The 18020-nt window shown below is 63.8% G+C and carries 13 protein-coding genes and 4 pseudogenes; 5 read left to right on the top strand and 12 right to left on the bottom strand.

The features are described from left to right. Positions 1 to 157 precede the first annotated feature (157 nt). From LN139_RS17325 to gap, 10 genes are all read right to left on the bottom strand, one after another. Positions 158 to 367, bottom strand: a complete 210-nt coding sequence (locus LN139_RS17325) for a cold-shock protein (RefSeq protein ID WP_236355363.1) — start codon at positions 365 to 367, stop codon at positions 158 to 160. A gap of 304 nt (positions 368 to 671) precedes the next feature. After that, positions 672 to 1787, bottom strand: coding sequence for a glycine cleavage system aminomethyltransferase GcvT (gene gcvT, locus LN139_RS17320; protein WP_236355362.1), 1116 nt, complete (start codon positions 1785 to 1787; stop codon positions 672 to 674). A gap of 24 nt (positions 1788 to 1811) precedes the next feature. Continuing rightward, positions 1812 to 3188, bottom strand: coding sequence for an L-serine ammonia-lyase (locus tag LN139_RS17315; protein ID WP_236355361.1), 1377 nt, complete (start codon positions 3186 to 3188; stop codon positions 1812 to 1814). Positions 3189 to 3205: 17 nt separating this feature from the next. Beyond that, complete coding sequence (gene gcvP, locus LN139_RS17310) at positions 3206 to 6064, bottom strand: aminomethyl-transferring glycine dehydrogenase (RefSeq protein WP_236355360.1); 2859 nt, start codon at positions 6062 to 6064, stop codon at positions 3206 to 3208. 11 nt (positions 6065 to 6075) lie between these two features. Beyond that, positions 6076 to 6453 carry a glycine cleavage system protein GcvH gene (gcvH, locus tag LN139_RS17305; protein WP_236355359.1) on the bottom strand — a complete coding sequence of 126 codons (378 nt, stop codon included), beginning with the start codon at positions 6451 to 6453 and terminating at the stop codon, positions 6076 to 6078. Between the two features lie 232 nt (positions 6454 to 6685). Further along, positions 6686 to 8194, bottom strand: coding sequence for a sigma-54-dependent transcriptional regulator (locus tag LN139_RS17300; protein WP_236355358.1), 1509 nt, complete (start codon positions 8192 to 8194; stop codon positions 6686 to 6688). A 55-nt stretch (positions 8195 to 8249) separates the two neighbouring features. Beyond that, positions 8250 to 8609 carry a DUF5064 family protein gene (locus LN139_RS17295; protein ID WP_236355357.1) on the bottom strand — a complete coding sequence of 120 codons (360 nt, stop codon included), beginning with the start codon at positions 8607 to 8609 and terminating at the stop codon, positions 8250 to 8252. A gap of 49 nt (positions 8610 to 8658) precedes the next feature. After that, on the bottom strand, positions 8659 to 9054 hold the full coding sequence (locus tag LN139_RS17290) for a YbaN family protein (RefSeq protein WP_236355356.1): 396 nt from the start codon (positions 9052 to 9054) through the stop codon (positions 8659 to 8661). A 99-nt stretch (positions 9055 to 9153) separates the two neighbouring features. Continuing rightward, positions 9154 to 9483 (bottom strand): DUF4880 domain-containing protein, encoded by a 330-nt coding sequence (locus LN139_RS17285; protein ID WP_236355355.1) that lies wholly within the window; start codon positions 9481 to 9483, stop codon positions 9154 to 9156. A 76-nt stretch (positions 9484 to 9559) separates the two neighbouring features. Beyond that, the gene (gap, locus tag LN139_RS17280; RefSeq protein ID WP_236355354.1) at positions 9560 to 10561 is read right to left on the bottom strand and encodes a type I glyceraldehyde-3-phosphate dehydrogenase; all 1002 of its coding nucleotides are present in this window, start codon (positions 10559 to 10561) and stop codon (positions 9560 to 9562) included. A 252-nt stretch (positions 10562 to 10813) separates the two neighbouring features. Here gap and edd point away from each other — a divergent pair. The 4 genes and pseudogenes from edd to LN139_RS17260 all read left to right on the top strand — a co-directional run bounded on the left by edd (position 10814) and on the right by LN139_RS17260 (position 15844). Continuing rightward, positions 10814 to 12641 (top strand): annotated as a pseudogene (edd, locus tag LN139_RS17275) (phosphogluconate dehydratase). Next, positions 12638 to 13582 (top strand): annotated as a pseudogene (locus LN139_RS17270) (glucokinase); the annotation flags it as partial. The pseudogenes edd and LN139_RS17270, both read left to right, overlap by 4 nt. A gap of 126 nt (positions 13583 to 13708) precedes the next feature. Continuing rightward, positions 13709 to 14407 carry a response regulator gene (locus LN139_RS17265; protein WP_236360479.1) on the top strand — a complete coding sequence of 233 codons (699 nt, stop codon included), beginning with the start codon at positions 13709 to 13711 and terminating at the stop codon, positions 14405 to 14407. 22 nt (positions 14408 to 14429) lie between these two features. After that, a pseudogene (locus LN139_RS17260) lies at positions 14430 to 15844 on the top strand (ATP-binding protein). On the opposite strand, the gene LN139_RS17255 reads toward LN139_RS17260, so the two are convergent. Continuing rightward, entirely contained in the window at positions 15834 to 16235 is a 402-nt protein-coding gene (locus LN139_RS17255) for a type II toxin-antitoxin system HicB family antitoxin (RefSeq protein ID WP_236355353.1), read from the bottom strand. The pseudogene LN139_RS17260 and the gene LN139_RS17255 overlap by 11 nt on opposite strands. Before the next feature lie 66 nt (positions 16236 to 16301). Then, positions 16302 to 16436 (bottom strand): annotated as a pseudogene (locus LN139_RS25790) (type II toxin-antitoxin system HicA family toxin); the annotation flags it as partial. Between the two features lie 271 nt (positions 16437 to 16707). On the opposite strand from LN139_RS25790, the gene LN139_RS17250 reads away from it, so the two are divergent. Beyond that, positions 16708 to 17982, top strand: coding sequence for an ABC transporter substrate-binding protein (locus LN139_RS17250; protein ID WP_236355352.1), 1275 nt, complete (start codon positions 16708 to 16710; stop codon positions 17980 to 17982). Positions 17983 to 18020 lie beyond the last annotated feature (38 nt).

Raw genomic sequence — 18020 nt, 5'->3', positions numbered from 1 at the left:
GAGGCTTTGAGGCTGGGTGTCGTACGGAGTGTGCTGAGGCTTGAGCATGCGCCGTGCGGCGAACCCAACCAGCGTGCAGCCTTGAAAGGCGGGAATAAAAAAACCGGTTGCCATGGCAACCGGTTTTTTTGCTGCTTCTACGCCAGAGGCGATCAGCTTACTGCGGCTGAACCTTGTCAGCCTGCATGCCTTTCTGGCCCTGGACGGCTTCGAAGGTAACCTTCTGGCCTTCTTTCAGGCTCTTGAAGCCGTTACCTTCGATGGCGCGGAAGTGTACGAACAGATCCGGACCGCTCTCAGGAGTGATAAAACCAAAACCTTTTTCGTCGTTGAACCACTTGACGGTACCGGATTGACGCTCAGCCATTGTCTTATTTCCTTGAAGCTCTATCAGTTTTGATGTCAGCTTCTTTCTGAATGAAAGATTACTGTTGCTGGGGTTGCAGGAAAGCCCTAAGCACCCCATGCAAACACAGTGTCGTGGACTCTACGCCAACTTCAGTTACAAAGACAAGCCCGGAATCGACACCTTTTATACCTTTTTTACGCCCGTTCGTGACCAGTTAAGCACCGGCCCGTTTAGCACGCGGATGCCGCACATTTGCGGTGCAATGGCGTTGCCCGTTGGCATCGGGCAGCCCACTACAGCACGCACAGATGTCAGCCAGGTTTCACGCCTTGCCGCGGTAATAACGCGAGGGCACGAACGGCATCGTCACCACCTTCATCGGCACCGGTTTGCCCCGAACCAGTGCATTGACCAGCGTGCCGGGCTCGCAGTGCTCGATGGTCAGATAACCCATCGCCAGCGGGCCGCCCAGTGATGGGCCAAAGCCGCCGCTGCATACCTCGCCAATGGTTTCGCCGGCAGCGTCCGTGACCGAGCACCCTTCACGCACGGGCGTGCGTTCTTGCGGCAGCAGGCCCACGCGTTTGCGTTTCAGCGGCCCGCCGAGCGCTTCGGCGCCGGGGAAGCCGCCAGCGCGGGCGCCACCGGGCCGGCGCACTTTCGAGATCGCCCAGCCGAGGTTGGCCTCAGCGGGAGTGGTCTGGGTGTTCATGTCATGCCCGTACAGGCAAAGCCCGGCTTCAAGGCGCAGGGAGTCGCGTGCGCCCAAGCCGATCAGCGTGACCTCAGGCTCGGCCAGCAAGCGACGTGCGAACGCTTCGGCGGCCTCGGCCGGCACCGAGATTTCGTAGCCATCCTCACCGGTATAACCCGAGCGGCTTACATAGCAAGGCTGGCCCGCCAGCTCCAGGCTGCGGTACTGCATGAACGTCATGTCGGCGACTTCGGGCGCAAGCCGCGCGAGCACCGTGACGGCTGCGGGGCCTTGAAGTGCCAACAGGGCGCGGGCTTCGAACAGTGGCTCGATGGTCACATCCTGGCCCAGGTGAGCGCGCAGGTGCGCCAGGTCGGCGTCCTTGCAGGCGGCGTTGACTACCAGCATCAGTTCGTCCTCCGCCATGCGCGCCACCATCAGGTCGTCGAGGATGCCGCCGGTTTCATTGGTGAACAGTGCGTAGCGTTGCAGCCCCACCGGCAGATCTGCGATATCCACCGGCACCAGCTGCTCCAGTGCTTGCGCGACGCCTGCACCGCTCAGGCGAATCTGTCCCATATGCGAAACATCGAATAACCCGGCCTGGGCGCGGGTGTGCAGATGCTCTTTCATCACGCCCAGCGGGTACTGCACCGGCATGTCGTAGCCGGCGAAGGGGACCATGCGCGCGCCTTGCTCCAGATGCAATGCGTGCAGCGGGGTGTGTTTGAGGTTGTCGCTCATCGATAACTCCAATTGAATGCGCGGTCAGCATTCGATGATGTTGACCGCCAGGCCGCCTCGGGCCGTTTCTTTGTATTTGCTTTTCATGTCGGCGCCGGTCTGGCGCATGGTGCGGATCACTTTATCCAGCGAGACGTGGTGCACGCCGTCGCCGCGCAGGGCCATGCGCACAGCGTTGATGGCCTTGACCGAACCCATGGCGTTGCGCTCGATGCAGGGCACCTGCACCAACCCGCCAATCGGGTCGCAGGTCAGCCCCAGGTTGTGTTCCATGCCGATTTCGGCCGCGTTCTCCACTTGCTGGGCAGTGCCGCCCAGCACCTCGCAAAGCCCGCCGGCCGCCATCGAGCAGGCCACGCCTACTTCGCCCTGGCAGCCGACTTCGGCACCGGAAATCGATGCGTTTTCTTTGTACAGGATGCCGATGGCGGCAGCAGTGAGCAGAAAACGCACAATGCCATCTTCGGTCGCGCCCGGGCAAAAATGCCAGTAGTAATGCAGCACCGCCGGTACGATCCCGGCCGCGCCATTGGTGGGGGCAGTGACCACGCGCCCACCGGCGGCATTTTCTTCATTCACCGCCAGCGCATAGAGGTTGACCCAGTCGAGCACCGTGAGGCTATCGCGCAGGCTTGCCTGCGGCTGGCTGCTCAGTTGGCGGAACAACGCGGCAGCCCGGCGGCGCACCTTCAGCCCGCCCGGCAGGATGCCCTCGTTCTGGCAACCGGCCTGTACGCAGTCCTGCATCACCTTCCAGATACGCAGCAACCCAGCGCGAGTTTCACTCTCAGAGCGCCAGGCTGCCTCGTTGGCCAGCATGATCGCGGCGACGGACTGGCCCTGTTCGGCGCAGTGCGCCAGCAGTTGGCGCCCCGTGGTGAACGGGAAAGCCAACGGCGTTTGGTCCGGCACGATACGGTCGACCCCCAAGGCCTGCTCATCGACCACGAAGCCGCCGCCGACCGAGTAGTACTCGCGGCTGCGCAGTTGCAGCCCGGCGCCGTCGAAGGCGCGGAAGACCATGCCGTTAGGGTGGTAGGGCAGGGGCTTTCTGATCAACGCCAAGTGCTGCTTTTCCACGAAGGCGATCGAATGCTCACCCAGCAGGTTCAGGCGGCCTTGCTGGCGAATCGCTGCAACGCGCGGTTGCACGCAGGCGGTGTCGACGGTATCGGGCTCTTCGCCCTCCAAGCCCATCAACACCGCAACGTCGCTGCCGTGCCCCTTGCCGGTCGCGCCCAGCGAGCCGTGCAGCTCGGCACGCACCTGGACGGTGGCGCCCAGCAACCCGTCGCGCTTGAGCCCGGCGGCGAAGCGCGCGGCTGCACGCATCGGGCCGACGGTGTGGGAACTGGACGGGCCGATTCCCACCTTGAACAGGTCAAACACCGAAAGCGCCATGAAAGGCTCCTTGTGGGTCAGGCGTCCTGATAGGCATCGATCGGTGGGCAGGCGCACACCAGATTGCGATCCCCGTAGACGTTATCCACCCGGCCCACCGGCGGCCAGTATTTGCCATCGACCAGCGAGGCCAGCGGGAACACCGCCTGCTCGCGGCTGTAGCCGTGCGGCCAGTGGCCGGCGAGCTCGTGGGCGGTGTGCGGGGCGTTTTTCAGCGGATTGTCGTCCTTGTCCAGCGTGCCGGCTTCGATGGCGCGGATTTCCTCGCGGATGGCGATCATCGCCGCGCAGAACCGCTCCAGCTCTTCGAGAGATTCGCTTTCGGTCGGCTCGATCATCAAGGTGCCAGCCACCGGGAACGACATGGTCGGGGCATGGAAGCCAAAATCGATCAGGCGCTTGGCCACGTCGTCGACGCTGATGCCGCTGCTGTCTTTGAGCGGGCGCAGGTCGAGGATGCACTCGTGGGCCACCAGGCCTGTGCTCCCGGTGTAGAGCACCGGGTAGTGTTCTTCGAGCCGACGGGCAATGTAGTTGGCGTTGAGGATCGCCACCTGCGATGCGCGCTTGAGGCCTTCACCGCCCATCATGCGGATGTACATCCAGGTGATCGGCAAGATGCTGGCACTGCCGAACGGCGCGGCAGACACCGCACCCTCCTGGCGTTCCAGCTCGCCGTGGCCCGGCAGGAATGGCGCCAGGTGCGACTTGACCGCTACCGGGCCGACGCCTGGGCCGCCACCGCCATGCGGAATGCAGAAGGTCTTGTGCAGGTTCAGGTGCGAGACATCGCCGCCAAAGCGGCCTGGCGCGCAAAGGCCCACCATCGCGTTCATGTTGGCGCCGTCGATGTACACCTGGCCGCCGTTGTCGTGGACGATGGCGCAGATTTCCTGAATGCCTTCCTCGAACACGCCGTGAGTCGACGGGTAGGTGATCATCAGTGCTGCCAGTTGCTCGCGATGGTCCAGCGCCTTGGCGCGCAGGTCCTCGATATCGACGTTGCCGCGCGCGTCGCAAGCCGTCACCACCACGCGCATGCCAGCCATGTGCGCAGTGGCCGGGTTGGTACCGTGGGCCGAGGAGGGGATCAGGCAGATGTCGCGGTGGGCTTCGCCGCGGCTGCGGTGCCAGGCACGGATCGCCAGCAGGCCTGCGTATTCGCCTTGGGAGCCAGCGTTGGGCTGCAGCGATACGGCATCGTAGCCGGTGGCCTGGCAGAGCATCTGCTCCAGCTCGTCGACCATGGCTTTGTAGCCCTGGGCCTGCTCGGCAGGCACGAAGGGGTGCAGGTTGGAGAATTCGCTCCAGGTCACCGGCAGCATTTCGCTGGCGGCGTTGAGCTTCATGGTGCAGGAGCCCAACGGGATCATGCTGCGGTCCAGCGCCAGGTCCTTGTCGGCCAGCTTGCGCAGGTAACGCATCAGCTCGGTTTCGCTGTGGTAGCGGTTGAACACCGGGAACTGCAGGATTGCGGAGCTGCGCAGCAGAGCGGCCGGCAAGCGGCTTTCCACCCCGGCTTGCAGAGCGCTGAAGCCTGGCAGCTCGCCATCGGCGAATACTTGCCACAGCGCCTCTACGTCGGCCTGCAGTGCGGTTTCGTCGAGCGAGATGGCCAAGTGGGCAGCGTCCACCTCGCGCAGGTTGATGCCCGCAGTGCGCGCCTTGCCTGCAAAGTGCGCGGTGCGATCGCCTGTGTGCAGTGTCAACGTGTCGAAGAATGCCTGCGACTTGACCTGCACCCCCAGCTGCTCGAGGCCCGCAGCCAGGATCGCCGTGAGTGCATGAGTGCGCTCGGCGATCCGGCGGATGCCTTCGGGGCCGTGGTACACCGCAAACATGCTGGCGATATTGGCCAGCAGCACCTGCGCGGTGCAGATGTTGCTGGTGGCCTTCTCGCGGCGAATGTGCTGCTCACGGGTTTGCATGGCCAGGCGGTAGGCAGGCTGGCCATGGCGGTCGACCGACACGCCCACCAGGCGGCCGGGCATGTCGCGCTTGAGCGCATCGCGGGTCGCGAAGAACGCTGCGTGCGGGCCGCCGAAGCCGAGCGGCACACCAAAGCGCTGTGCCGAGCCAATGGCTACGTCAGCGCCGAACTCGCCAGGTGGCGTGAGCACGGCCAGTGCCAGCAGATCAGCAGCGACGGTAACCAGTGCGCCGGCCTGGTGGAGCTGCTCCACCACCGCGTGGTAATCGAACACCTCGCCAAGGCTGGCCGGGTACTGCAGCAATGCGCCGAAGAAGCGTTCCACGCCCGCCAGCTCGCGCTCGTCGCCCACCACCACTTCAATGCCCAGTGGCTCTGCACGGGTGCGCAGCACTGCCAGGGTTTGCGGGTGGCAGTGGATGGACGCGAAAAAGGCATTGGCGCTCTTGTTTTTCGACAAGCGCTTGCTGAAGGTCATGGCCTCGGCAGCCGCTGTGGCTTCATCGAGCAACGAGGCGTTGGCGATGGGCAGCCCGGTGAGGTCGCTGACCAACGTCTGGAAATTGAGCAGCGCCTCCAGCCGGCCTTGCGAAATCTCGGGCTGGTAGGGCGTGTAGGCGGTGTACCAGGCTGGGTTTTCCAGCAGGTTGCGCAGGATTGGCGCCGGGGTGTGGGTATTGTAGTAACCCTGGCCGATCCAGCTTTTCATCGGCTGGTTGCGCTGGGCAATGGCTTTGAGCGCAGCGAGCGCGGCTGCTTCGCTCTGCCCGGCAGGCAGGTTGAGCACGCTGCTGCCCTGGATGCTGGGCGGCAGCACGGCGCGGGTCAGCTCGTCGAGCGAGGCATAGCCCAGCAGTTCGAGCATGTGCCGGGTTTCCTGCTCGTTGGGGCCGATGTGGCGCTCGATGAATTCGTTGTCGCAGGTCAAGGGTGTGCGAACGGGCATGGCGGGCCTCCTCAAGCCTGGGTCGAGATCAGTTGATCATAGCCGGCCGCATCCAGCAGCCCGGCGAGTTGCGAAGGGTCTGCCGGCACGAAGCGGAAGAACCAGCCATCACCCAGCGGCGCTTCGTTCACCAGCTCCGGGGTGTCGCTCAGCGCTGCGTTCACTTCGACGATCTCGCCATCGAGCGGCATATAAATGCTGCTGGCCGCTTTCACCGATTCGACCACCGACACTTCGGCATAAGCACTGAACGTTTGCAGTTCAGGCAGTTGCACATAAACCACATCGCCCAGCGCCTCCTGGGCAAACACCGTGATGCCGACCGTGACCTGGCCGTTTTGCTCAACCCGCAGCCATTCGTGTTCGGCGGTGAAACGCAACTCGCTCATGCAGACTCCTTGGACGATACCGATGGCCGTGTGGCCTTATCCCGGTTGCTTTGCAAGGATGCTGCCAATTGGTGAAACGGCTATTTCACGGGCTTTACGCAGGGGCATGCACTTTTATGCTGTAAAGCTTTCGTTACGATTGCGTCGCCGTAAAACGTCTCTGTGCGACAAAGCCTTGGCCGATGGCGACATATCAGGTTTGTAACGAATTTAATACGCCGTATCGATTTGATTACAGCCGAGCGCCGATTCCGTATTTGCGCAGCCGATTGGCGATCGCCGTGTGAGAAGTGTGCAGCCGCGACGCCAGTTGCCGGCTGGAAGGGTGCTGCTCGTAAAGCTTCTCCAGCAGCGCGCGCTCGAAATCCTCCACTGCCTGTTCCAGGCTCACTACCTCGCGCTCGCCGGAGGCCGCCACCGAGGTGCCGGCGATGTCCAGGTCGCCGATGCCCACCACGTTGGCATCGCATATCGCTGCGGCGCGAAAGATCACGTTCTGCAATTGGCGCACGTTGCCCGGCCAGCGATTGCCGAGCAGGGCAGGGTAGGTAGCGGGCGCCAGGCGGCAGATGGGGCGGCCGATCTGGGTGCATGCCTGGCGCATGAACCAGCGCGCCAGCAGCAGGATGTCCTGGCCGCGCTCGCGCAGCGGCGGCACTTCCAGGTTCAGCACATTGAGGCGGTAGTAAAGGTCTTCACGAAAGCTGCCTTCGGCCACGCGCCGCGCCAGGTCCCGATGGGTTGCGCTGAGGATGCGCACATCGACGCGCACCTCACGCTCGCCGCCGACACGGCGGAAACTGCCGTCGTTGAGGAACCGCAGCAGCTTGGCTTGCAGATAAGGCGACATTTCGCCGATCTCGTCGAGAAACACCGTGCCCTTGTGAGCCAGTTCCACCAGCCCCGGCTTGCCGCCGCGTTGCGCACCGGTGAACGCGCCCGGGGCGTAGCCGAACAGCTCGCTCTCGGCCAGGTTTTCTGGCAGCGCCGCGCAGTTGAGCGCCAGGAACGGCGCGTTGTGCCTTGGGCTGGCGGCGTGGCAGGCCCGTGCGACCAGCTCCTTGCCGGTGCCTGTTTCACCCTGGATCAGCAAAGGCGCATCGAGCGCTGCCACGCGCTGGGCACGGGCCTTGAGCTGGCGTATCACCTGCGCCTCGCCGAGCAACGCATCAAAGCCGTCGGCGTGGCCGTGTTGCAACGCTGCCAGGCGTTCCCCCATGCGGTTGGGTGGGTAGAGCGTGACCAGGGCGCCGGCGTGGGGAATGGGGGTGGCGTCGAGCAGCAGCGTTTCACCGCTGACCGTCACCTCGCGCAACGGCAGGCGGAAGCCTTGCTCCTGCAATGCGGCAAGCAGGCCCGGTGCGGCGCATACGCTGTCGATCGGCTCGCCGGCAGGGTCGCGGCAGTACAGCGACACCATCGCCGGGTTGGCCAGCAGCACCTTGCCGGCGCTGTCCAGGGCCAGAACGGGGTCGCCCATCGCTGCCAGCAATGCGTCGAGCTGCAGGTGGCGGCGCTGGCCGGGGAGGATGTCCACCACCGTGACCGCCTGCACCCCGGCAATGGCCAGCAATGCCCCGCGCAATTCCTCGAGCACCTGGGCACTCAAGGTGGGCGCATCGATGTAGACATTCGGCGGCACCATTTCCACCGCATCCAGGTTCAGGTTGCGCGCGCCCAGCAGGGCCAGCACTTCCTGGGTGATACCGACGCGGTCGTGGAAACTTACGTGGATGCGCATTAGGCAGGGGCCGGTGTGAGAGAAGGCCCCTATTGTAGAAGCAAGCTGCAAGGCTTTACAGGCGGTCGAGGCGCTCGGTGCTCAGGGCATCGCCGCTGTGCAGGTTCAGCTTGGTACGGATGTCGTTGAACATCTCGTCGTATTGCCGGTGCAGGCTGACCGGTACTACCTGGGTTTTCGGCAGGCCGTGCTGGCGGGCGATACGGTCGATGTGGCTGGCGAAGTTCACTGCCATGTCGCGTGGCAGGTCGAAGCTGGTATCCACCGGTTTGCCGGCAATGTCGCCGGTGACACGAAAGTGCATGCCAGGGCCTTGGTCGGTGGTTTGCAGGTCGTAATGGACATCCAGCTGATAGGCGGCGTCGTGTTTTTGTACGGGGCGGTGCTCCAGGTGTAAATGGCCGGGTTTGAACATAAGCCTGTCTCCAACAGGGTGGGCGAACGCGCCTGGCCGGCGCGCGGCGTCAGCGTGCCTCCGGCTCCGGGCGCGACCAGATCCACAGGTTGACCAGTACCATGCCGCCGATGGCGGCGTAGATCGGCCAATAGTGGCGTAGCGTTAACCACATGATCACCGCGCACAAAATCATGCTCAGGGTAGCGCTGATCTTGGCCTTGCGTGCGATGCGCTTGCCGTTGTGCCAGTTTTCGATCATCGGCCCGAACAGCTTGTGCCGCGCCAGCCAGGCGGCCAGGCGCGGCGAGCTGCGCGTCGCAGCCCATGCTGACAGCAGCACGAATTCGGTGGTGGGCAAGCCGGGTATGAAAATGGCGATGATGCCGATGGCCAGGCTCGTGTAGGCGAGGATGCCGTACAGCGCACGGGCCAGGCGGGAGCGGGCGGGTGGAACGTAAGACATGGTGCGGGCCTGAGAGACGGTGGCCGCGCTGCGCTGTGGCAGGCGTTTCAGACGGCGAGACGCACCGAGTGTCGGCCCTTTGCCGGTAAAAATCCAGCCTTAGTGCAGCAGGGGGCCTGCCAGCCAGAGCAGCGCTACAGGCGTAGCGATGGCCAGCAGCGCCAGCGCAGCCACCCAGCGGCCCCGCCGTGCGGGCCGCGGTGCCGCGCGGCATTGCCGCGCCAGCACCCGTTCGACCTCCTCGGCAACGCTGCCGTCCCACAGCGCGGCGGCGCGAGCATAGGCTTGCGCGTGTGCAGGGTCCTCGGCCAGCCAGGCATCGAATCCCTGGCATTGCCTGGATGTTGGCGCCCTGAGGGCGATGATCCAGTCGATGGCCTGGTCCATCACCTCTTCGCTGGGCACTCGCGCCGTGCCGGTGTCGCTCATGAAGCCTCCTGAGATCAAGCGCTGGGCTGAGCTTAGCAAAAAAACGCTGCCACTGCCAGCACCTCGCCCCAGTCCATCACTGAGCGTTGAACAGGGCCAGGCAGTTGTCCAGCATGCGGTTGGAGAAACCCCACTCGTTGTCGTACCAGGCCATGACCTTGAGCAATTTGCCGTTGGCCTTGGTGTGGTTGGCGTCGAAGATAGACGACAACGGGTTGTGGTTGAAGTCACTCGAGACCAGCGGCAGGTCGTTGTAACCGAGCACCCTGGATTGCTCGGCGGCGGCCTTGAGCACGGCATTGACCTGCTCGGCACTGGCTTCGCGGGCGAGGTTCAGCGTGAGGTCGACCAATGACACGTTGATGACCGGCACGCGTACGGCCATGCCAGTCAACTTGCCGGCAAGTTCCGGCAGCACCAGGCCCACCGCCTCGGCAGCGCCGGTTTCGCTGGGGATCATCGACTGGGTGGCCGCGCGTGCGCGGTAAGGGTCGCTGTGGTAGCTGTCGATCAGGGTCTGGTCGTTGGTGAAGGCGTGCACCGTGGTCATCAGGCCTTGCTCGATGCCGAACTCGCGGTGCAGCACCTGAGCGACCGGCGCCAGGCAGTTGGTGGTGCAGGAGGCGTTGGAGATCACCTGGTGCGAGGCGCGCAGTACATCGTGGTTCACGCCATACACAACGGTCGCGTCGGCGCCTTCGGCGGGCGCCGAGATGATCACCTTGGCAGCGCCCGCCGCCAGGTGCGCTGCTGCCTTGTCACGCTCGGTGAACAGGCCGGTGCATTCGAACACCACGTCCACCTGATGCGCTTTCCACGGAAGCTCCGCAGGATTGCGAACTGCACTGACCGCAATACGGTCACCATTGACAGTCAGGCTTTCCTGATCATGCTCAACGGTTGCATCGAACGCGCCATGCACGGTGTCGTACTTGAGCAGGTGGGCATTGATCTTGCTGTCGCCCAGGTCGTTGATGGCGACCACCTGCAGATGCTGGCGGTAGTTCTGGGTATAGAGTGCGCGCAGTACGTTGCGGCCGATACGCCCGAAGCCGTTGATTGCGATGCGAATAGTCATTGGCAGTACCTGCTGTCAGATGAGTGAAGGTTGCCCCCGCCGGGCCAGGTCACGAATCTGTTTTGTTGTAGGAATTACAAGATTATGCGCATAAAAATAGAAAACAAGCCCTTTTGATGGCAGTATTTTGTTTTATCTACAACGAGTGACCGGTTCGGCATGTTGTTTTGATCCATGGCAAAGGCGTTGGTTGAGTCCGATCCGCTACCGCCTGGCCGGCCAAGGTCACCCTGATTAGCCTGGAGTCTTCCCATGCATCCCCGCGTTCTCGAGGTTACCCAGCGGCTGGTTCAGCGCAGCCAAGCCACCCGCCAGCGTTATCTGCAGATGATAGACGCCGCTGCCAGCGAGGGGCCCCAGCGCGGCAAGCTGCAATGTGCCAACTTCGCCCACGGCGTGGCAGGTTGCGGCAGCGATGACAAAGACACTCTGCGCCTGCTCAACGCGGCGAACGTCGCAATCGTCTCGGCCTACAACGACATGCTCTCGGCGCACCAGCCCTATGAAACCTTCCCCGCGCTGATCAAGCAGGCGCTGCGCGAGGTGCATTCGGTTGGCCAGTTCGCAGGCGGTGTGCCGGCGATGTGCGATGGTGTGACCCAGGGTGAGGCCGGTATGGAGCTGGCCATCGCCAGCCGCGAGACCATCGCGCTCTCCACCGCCGTGGCGCTCTCGCACAACATGTTCGACGCAACGCTTTGCCTGGGAATCGTGACAAGATCGTGCCGGGCCTGATGATGGGCGTTCTGCGTTTCGGCCATCTGCCCACGATCTTCGTGCCGGGCGGGCCGATGCCGACAGGGCTTTCGAACAAGGAAAAGGCTGAAGTGCGCCAGCGCTACGCCGAAGGCAAGGCCAGCCGCGAAGAGCTGCTCGAATCCGAAATGAAGAGCTACCACGGCCCTGGCACCTGCACCTTCTATGGCACCGCCAACACCAACCAGTTGGTGATGGAAGTGATGGGCCTGCACCTGCCGGGCAGCTCGTTCATCAACCCCAACACCCCCTGCGCGATGCACTCACCGTCGAGGCCGCGCAGCAGGTCACGCGGATGACCAAAGCCAGCGGGGCGAGCTTCATGCCGCTGGGGCGCATCGTCGATGAGAAGGCGCTGGTCAATGCCACGGTCGCACTGCACGCTACCGGCGGCTCGACCAACCACACCCTGCATCTGCCGGCCATTGCCCTGGCCGCCGGTATCGAACTGACCTGGCAAGACATGGCCGACCTCTCCGAGGTAGTGCCGACCCTGGCGCACGTCTACCCCAACGGCAAAGCGGACATCAACCATTTCCAGGCCGCGGGCGGCATGGCATTCCTGATCGGCCAACTGTTGGACGCAGGGCTGCTGCACGAAGACGTCAACACGGTTGCCGGCCCCGGCCTGCGCCGTTACACCCAGGAGCCGTTCCTGGACGGCGGCAAAGTGGTATGGCGCGAAGGCCCGTCGCAGAGCCTGGACGAAACCATCCTGCGGCCAGTGGCGCGGCCGTTCTCGCCGGAAGGTGGGCTGCGGGTGATGGAGGGCAACCTGGGCCGCGGTGTGATGAAGGTCTCGGCCGTTGCACCGGAGCATCAGGTGGTGGAAGCGCCAGCGCGGGTGTTCGAAGACCAGGCCGAGTTGGCGGCAGCATTCAAGGCCGGCGAGCTGGAGCGCGACGTGGTGGCGGTGGTGCGATTCCAGGGGCCGCGCGCCAACGGAATGCCCGAGCTGCACAAGATGACCCCGTTCCTGGGTGTGTTGCAGGATCGCGGCTTCAAAGTGGCGCTGGTGACCGATGGACGGATGTCGGGTGCCTCAGGCAAGATCCCCGCCGCCATTCACGTCTGCCCCGAAGCGGTGGACGGTGGCCCGCTTGCCCGTGTGCGCGACGGCGATGTGATCCGCGTCGATGGGGTGAACGGCACCTTGAAGGTGCTGGTCGAACCGGCAGAGCTGGCCGCCCGTGAGGTGGCACAGCCGACCATCGACAGCAGCCAAGGCTGCGGGCGGGAACTGTTCGGCTTCATGCGCATGGCGTTCAGCTCGGCCGAGCAGGGCGCCAGCGCCTTCACCTCGGCCCTGGGAGCCCTCAAATGAAACTGGCACTGGTGGGCGACATTGGCGGGACCAATGCGCGCTTCGCACTGTGGGAAGACAACGCGCTGCACTCGGTGCAGGTGTACGCGACCGCGGACTACAGCAGCCCCGAGCAGGCGATCGGTGAGTACTTCAAGGCCAAAGGCCTGGCCCTGGGCGACGTGGGTTCGGTATGCCTGTCGGTCGCCGGGCCCGTCGGTGGCGACGAATTCCGCTTCACCAACAACCACTGGCGTATCGAGCGCAAGGCGTTTTGCCAGGCGCTGAAGGTCGATCATCTGTCGCTGGTCAACGACTTCACCGCCATGGCACTGGGCATGACGCGCCTGAAGCCTGGCGAGTTCCAGGCGGTGCGCGAGGGCCAGCCCGATCCGGCCCGGCCTGCGGTGGTGATCGGGCCGGGCACCGGGCTGGGCGTGGGTACTCTGCTGAGCTTGCCAGGCGGGCGGTACATGGCCTTGCCGGGGGAGGGTGGCCACGTCGACCTGCCTGTGGGCAATGCTCGCGAGGCGCAGCTGCGCCAGCACATCGAAGGGCTGATCGGCCATGTCAGTGCCGAAACCATCCTGAGCGGCGGCGGCCTGTTGCGCCTGTACCAGGCAATCTGCGCGGTCGACGGCAGTGTGCCGCTGTTCGCCAATCAGGCCGAAGTGACTCAAGGCGCCCTGGCCGGCGATGCCGTTGCTCTGCAAACCGTCGAGCAGTTCAGCCGCTTCCTTGGCCGGGTGGCAGGCAACAACGTGCTCACCGTCGGCGGGCGCGGCGGGGTGTACATCGTGGGTGGTGTGATCCCGCGGTTCCTCGAACTGTTCCTGCGCAGTGGTTTCAATGACAGCTTCAGCGACAAAGGCTGCATGAGCCATTACTTCGAAGGCATCCCGGTGTGGGTCGTGACTGCCGAATTCGCCGGCCTTACCGGTGCAGGCGTTGCCTTGCAGCAACACCTGGGTGAATCGGCACGCCCGTCTCGACAAAGGCGTGGCGTGCCCTTAGGCTGCGTCGGCGGCACCCCCTGTCGCTGACCCCATGACCTACGCAGGTGACCCTCGACCACTGCGGGCAAAACCATATTGCTGGTCGATGACGACCAGGACATCCGCGAGCTGCTGCAAGCCTACCTTGGCCGCGCCGGCTTCACCGTCCAGGTGGCGGCCGATGGCGAGCGCTTTCGCGCCGCCTTCGACTCCGCATTACCGGGCCTTGTGATACTCGACGTGATGCTGCCGGACGAAGACGGTTTCAGCCTGTGCCGCTGGGTTCGCCAGCACCCGCGCCAGCCCCATGTTCCCATCATCATGCTCACGGCCAGCTCCGATGAGGCCGACCGCATCGTCGGCCTTGAGCTGGGCGCAGACGACTACCTGGGCAAGCCTTTCAGCCCGCGCGAATTGCAGGCGCGCATCAAGGCGCTGCTGCGCCGGGCGCAGTTCGGCCAGGAGCGTTCGGGCGATGTGCTGGGTTTCGAGGACTGGCGCCTCGATACCGTCAGCCACCGGTTGTTCCATGCCGATGGTGAAGAAGTGTTGCTCTCCGGTGCCGATTTTGCGCTGCTCAAGTTGTTTCTCGACCACCCGCAGCAGATTCTCGACCGCGACACGATCGGCAACGCCACCCGCGGGCGCGAGCCGATGCCGCTGGATCGCATCGTCGACATGGCGGTGAGCCGCCTGCGCCAGCGCCTGCGCGACACCGACAAACCTCCCCGGCTGATTCGCACCATACGCGGCAGTGGCTACGTGCTGGCGGCCCAGGTTGCGCCTGTTTAAGCCTCGCTCGCTGCTGGGGCGCATGCTGCTGCTTTCACTGCTCGCGGTGCTGCTGGCCCAGGCACTGTCGAGCGCGGTGTGGCTGTCGCAATTGCGCACCAGCGAAGAAGAAGGCCTGCAAGCCAGCGCTCGCAGCCTGGCGCGCTCGATGGGTGCCAGCGTCAGTTACTTCCGTTCGCTGCCGGTGGCTTACCGGCCGCTGGTGCTGGACCAGTTGCGCAGCATGGGCGGCACGCGCTTTTTCACCTCTCTCAACGACCGCGCGCTTGAAATGCAGACCCAGCCACTCACCTCGCGCAGCCAACTGGTTATCGACGCGGTCAACGATGGCCTGCGCGCGCAACTGGGTAACGGAATGGACATCTCCGTAGCGTTCGTCAGCCCCGACGACCTGCGGCTGTTCAACAGCGGGCTCAAGCTCGATGAGTTGCCACGCTCGTGGGCCTACTACGCGCTGACGCTGGAGCCGCTGAACCCGCCGGTGCTGGTCACGCAGATCCGCCTGAGCGAAGGCGAGTGGCTGTTCATCGCGTCCCTGCTGCCCGAGCCTTACACCAGCCTCGAACAGGAACATATCCCTACGCCCCAGTTGTGGTTCATTGTGCTGACCGGCGCCTTTTTGCTTCTGTTCACCGGGCTGCTGGTGCACTGGCAGAGCCGCCCGCTCAAGCGCTTGGCGCGGGCGGCACGTGATCTTTCACTGGGCGATGAGGCGGCCACGCTGGAGGAGGCCGGCGGCGGCAGCGAAGTGGTCGAGGTGAGCCGCGCGCTCATTGCCATGCGCCAACGCATCAGCCGCTACCTTACAGAGCGCAGCCAGCTGTTCAGCGCCATCTCCCATGACCTGCGCACGCCCATCACCCGCCTGCGGCTGCGGGTGGAGCTGCTGGAAGACGAAGCGCTGCAGGCAAAATTCACCCGCGACCTGGATGAGCTCGACCTGCTGGTCAAGGGTGCGCTGCAATGCGTGAAAGAAACCGACATTCACGAGAACATCGAGCCAATCGACCTGAACCGCAGCCTGCTGTGCGTGATCGAGCCATACCTGGCGCCGGAGGGCGATGGCCGGGTCACGCTCGATGGCCGGGCGCGCAAACCTTATCCGGGCAAGCCGCTGGCGCTGCGCCGCTGCATGGGCAACCTGATCGACAACGCGCTCAAATACGGCCACCGCGCGCACCTGCACATCGAAGACAACGCTGAAAGCTTCGTGCTGCACGTGGACGACGAAGGCCCCGGCGTGCCGCAGCAGCGCCTGGAGAAGGTCTTCGAGCCGCACTTTCGCCTGGCTGCACACCAGCAGGGCTACGGGCTTGGCCTGGGCATCGCTCGCAACATCGCCCACAGCCACGGGGGGAGGTGAGCCTGCAGAACCTGCCCGCAGGCGGCCTGCGTGTGACCCTCAGCCTGCCGCGGCGCGAACGGCTCAGCGATTGAGCTTTTCCAGGGCGGCTTCGGCCAGGAAGCTCGACCGGCTCTTCACGTTGTGCTCGCGCACGAAGCGGTCTATACGCTGGATGACCTTGCCGGGTAGCGTGACATTGATCTTTTCGACATGCCCCAGATAGGGGGTGATGTCGATATCCAGCAGGCCCCAACCCATATGCGCGAACTCCGGATTTGCCCGGTGCGCAGCTGCCGACGTAGGCAGAGGGATTTCTTCGCCATTGTTCATGATCTGTTCCAGCATGAGATGAGCGACCTCCACCGCTGCCCTGTACGCATCTTCGAACGTGTCGCCAGCGGTGGCGGCGCCAGGGATATCAGGGATCTGAATACCGGTGGCCGTGTGCTTGTCACCCCATTCGATACAGATTGGATATTGCATGGTTTCAATGTCCTGTGGTCGTGGCCAGGCCTGCACTTTTTCGAATCGCCCTGAGAGTCCCCAGGGGAGGTCTTTCCGGGGATGGGGGACGGGGATGGCACCTGGCTTTGTAGGATGTGCATACAGAGGGTGGCTGCCTGTCGTGCGTACGTGATACCAACCATCGGCTTCCAGCTCTTTGATCAGTTGCCTGCTTTGCACCTTACACGTTTCCCTTATTTTTTATAACCCTGGAGTTATAAATTGGAGGCGGCAAAGTATTCCATGGCTAGGCTGATGGGGCACTTGATCGTGTGTTTCAACGTACTGCTTTTGTTTAACGTCGGCCGTGAAGTTGAGGTTCATGCTTTTGTCACCGTGCGGTGACATTTCCACACCCCTTCGTTACCCAAGCCCCTCCACTTGCTGTTTAAACTCCCGGACAGCGCTAGCTAGAAGCTTGCTGTTGATAAAAACAACAAAAGGACTCGTCATGAAAGCCACTACCCGCTTGGCTGCGGTTATTTCCCTTGCCTCGTTGTTTCCCCTCGCTGCTCTGGCAGCCGATTCCAAAGGTTCGATCGAAGTCACCCACTGGTGGACCAGCGCCGGCGAAAGCGCCGCGATGGACGTGTTGCGCAACCAGGTCAAGGCCGATGGCTTCACCTGGAAAGACAACGCGGTAGCCGGTGGCGGTGGCGCTGCGGCGATGACCGTACTCAAGACCCGCGCCGTGTCGGGTAACCCGCCCGGTGCCGCTCAGATCAAAGGGCCGGACATTCAGGACTGGGGCCAGTTGGGCCTGCTGACCGAAGATGGCCTGGACGATGTCGCCAAGAGCGAAGGCTGGGACAAACTGCTGTCGCCGACCGTCGCCAAGATCGTTCAGTACGATGGCCACTACGTAGCGGTGCCGTTCAACATCCACCGGGTCAACTGGCTGTGGATCAACCCTGAAGCCTTCAAGAAGGCCGGCATCGCCAAGGCGCCGACCACGCTCGACGAACTCTTCGCCGCCGCCGACAAGCTCAAGGCTGCAGGCATCATCCCGATCGCGCACGGTGACCAGCCGTGGCAGAACTCCACGGTGTTCGAAGACATCGTGCTGGCAGTGATGGGCCCTGAGGGCTACAACAAGGCCTTCGTCCAGCTCGATCAAAAAACCCTGACCGGCGCCGACATGGCGAAATCCTTCGCTGCGTTGAAAAAACTCACCGGCTACATGGACCCCAATCGCGGCCCGCAGGACTGGAACCAGGCGACCGCCCAGGTGATCCAGGGCAAGGCTGGCATGCAAGCGATGGGCGACTGGGCCAAGAGCGAGTGGAGCAACGCCAAAAAGGTTGCCGGCAAGGACTACCAATGCGTGCCGTTCCCGGGCACCGCAGGCAGTTACACCTACAACGTCGACTCCCTGGCCATGTTCAAGGTCAAGGACGAAGGCACGGTCGCTGCGCAGAAAGATGTCGCCAAAATTGCCCTGGGCACCCACTTCCAGACCGTGTTCAACCAGAACAAGGGCTCGATCCCGGTTCGCAACGACATCGACATGAAGCAGTTCGACGAATGCGCCCAGGCCTCGGCCAAGGACTTCGCCGAAGCCAGCAAGGGCGACGGTGCGCAGCCGAGCATGGCCCACAACATGGCCACCAACCTGGCCGTGCAGGGTGCAGTGTTCGATACGGTGAACGCGTTCATCAGCGACAAGAACGCCGACCCGGCCAAGGCTGCCCAGCAACTGGGCGCCGCGATCAAGGCCGCGCAGTAAGCGTTCGGCTTGCCCGCCCGGTGCCTTGCGCCGGGCGT

The organism is Pseudomonas sp. KNUC1026 (assembly GCF_021650705.1).
Lineage (GTDB): Bacteria > Pseudomonadota > Gammaproteobacteria > Pseudomonadales > Pseudomonadaceae > Aquipseudomonas.
Note: the sequence above shows the minus strand (reverse complement) of the source record. Positions and strands in the feature narration are given on the sequence as shown.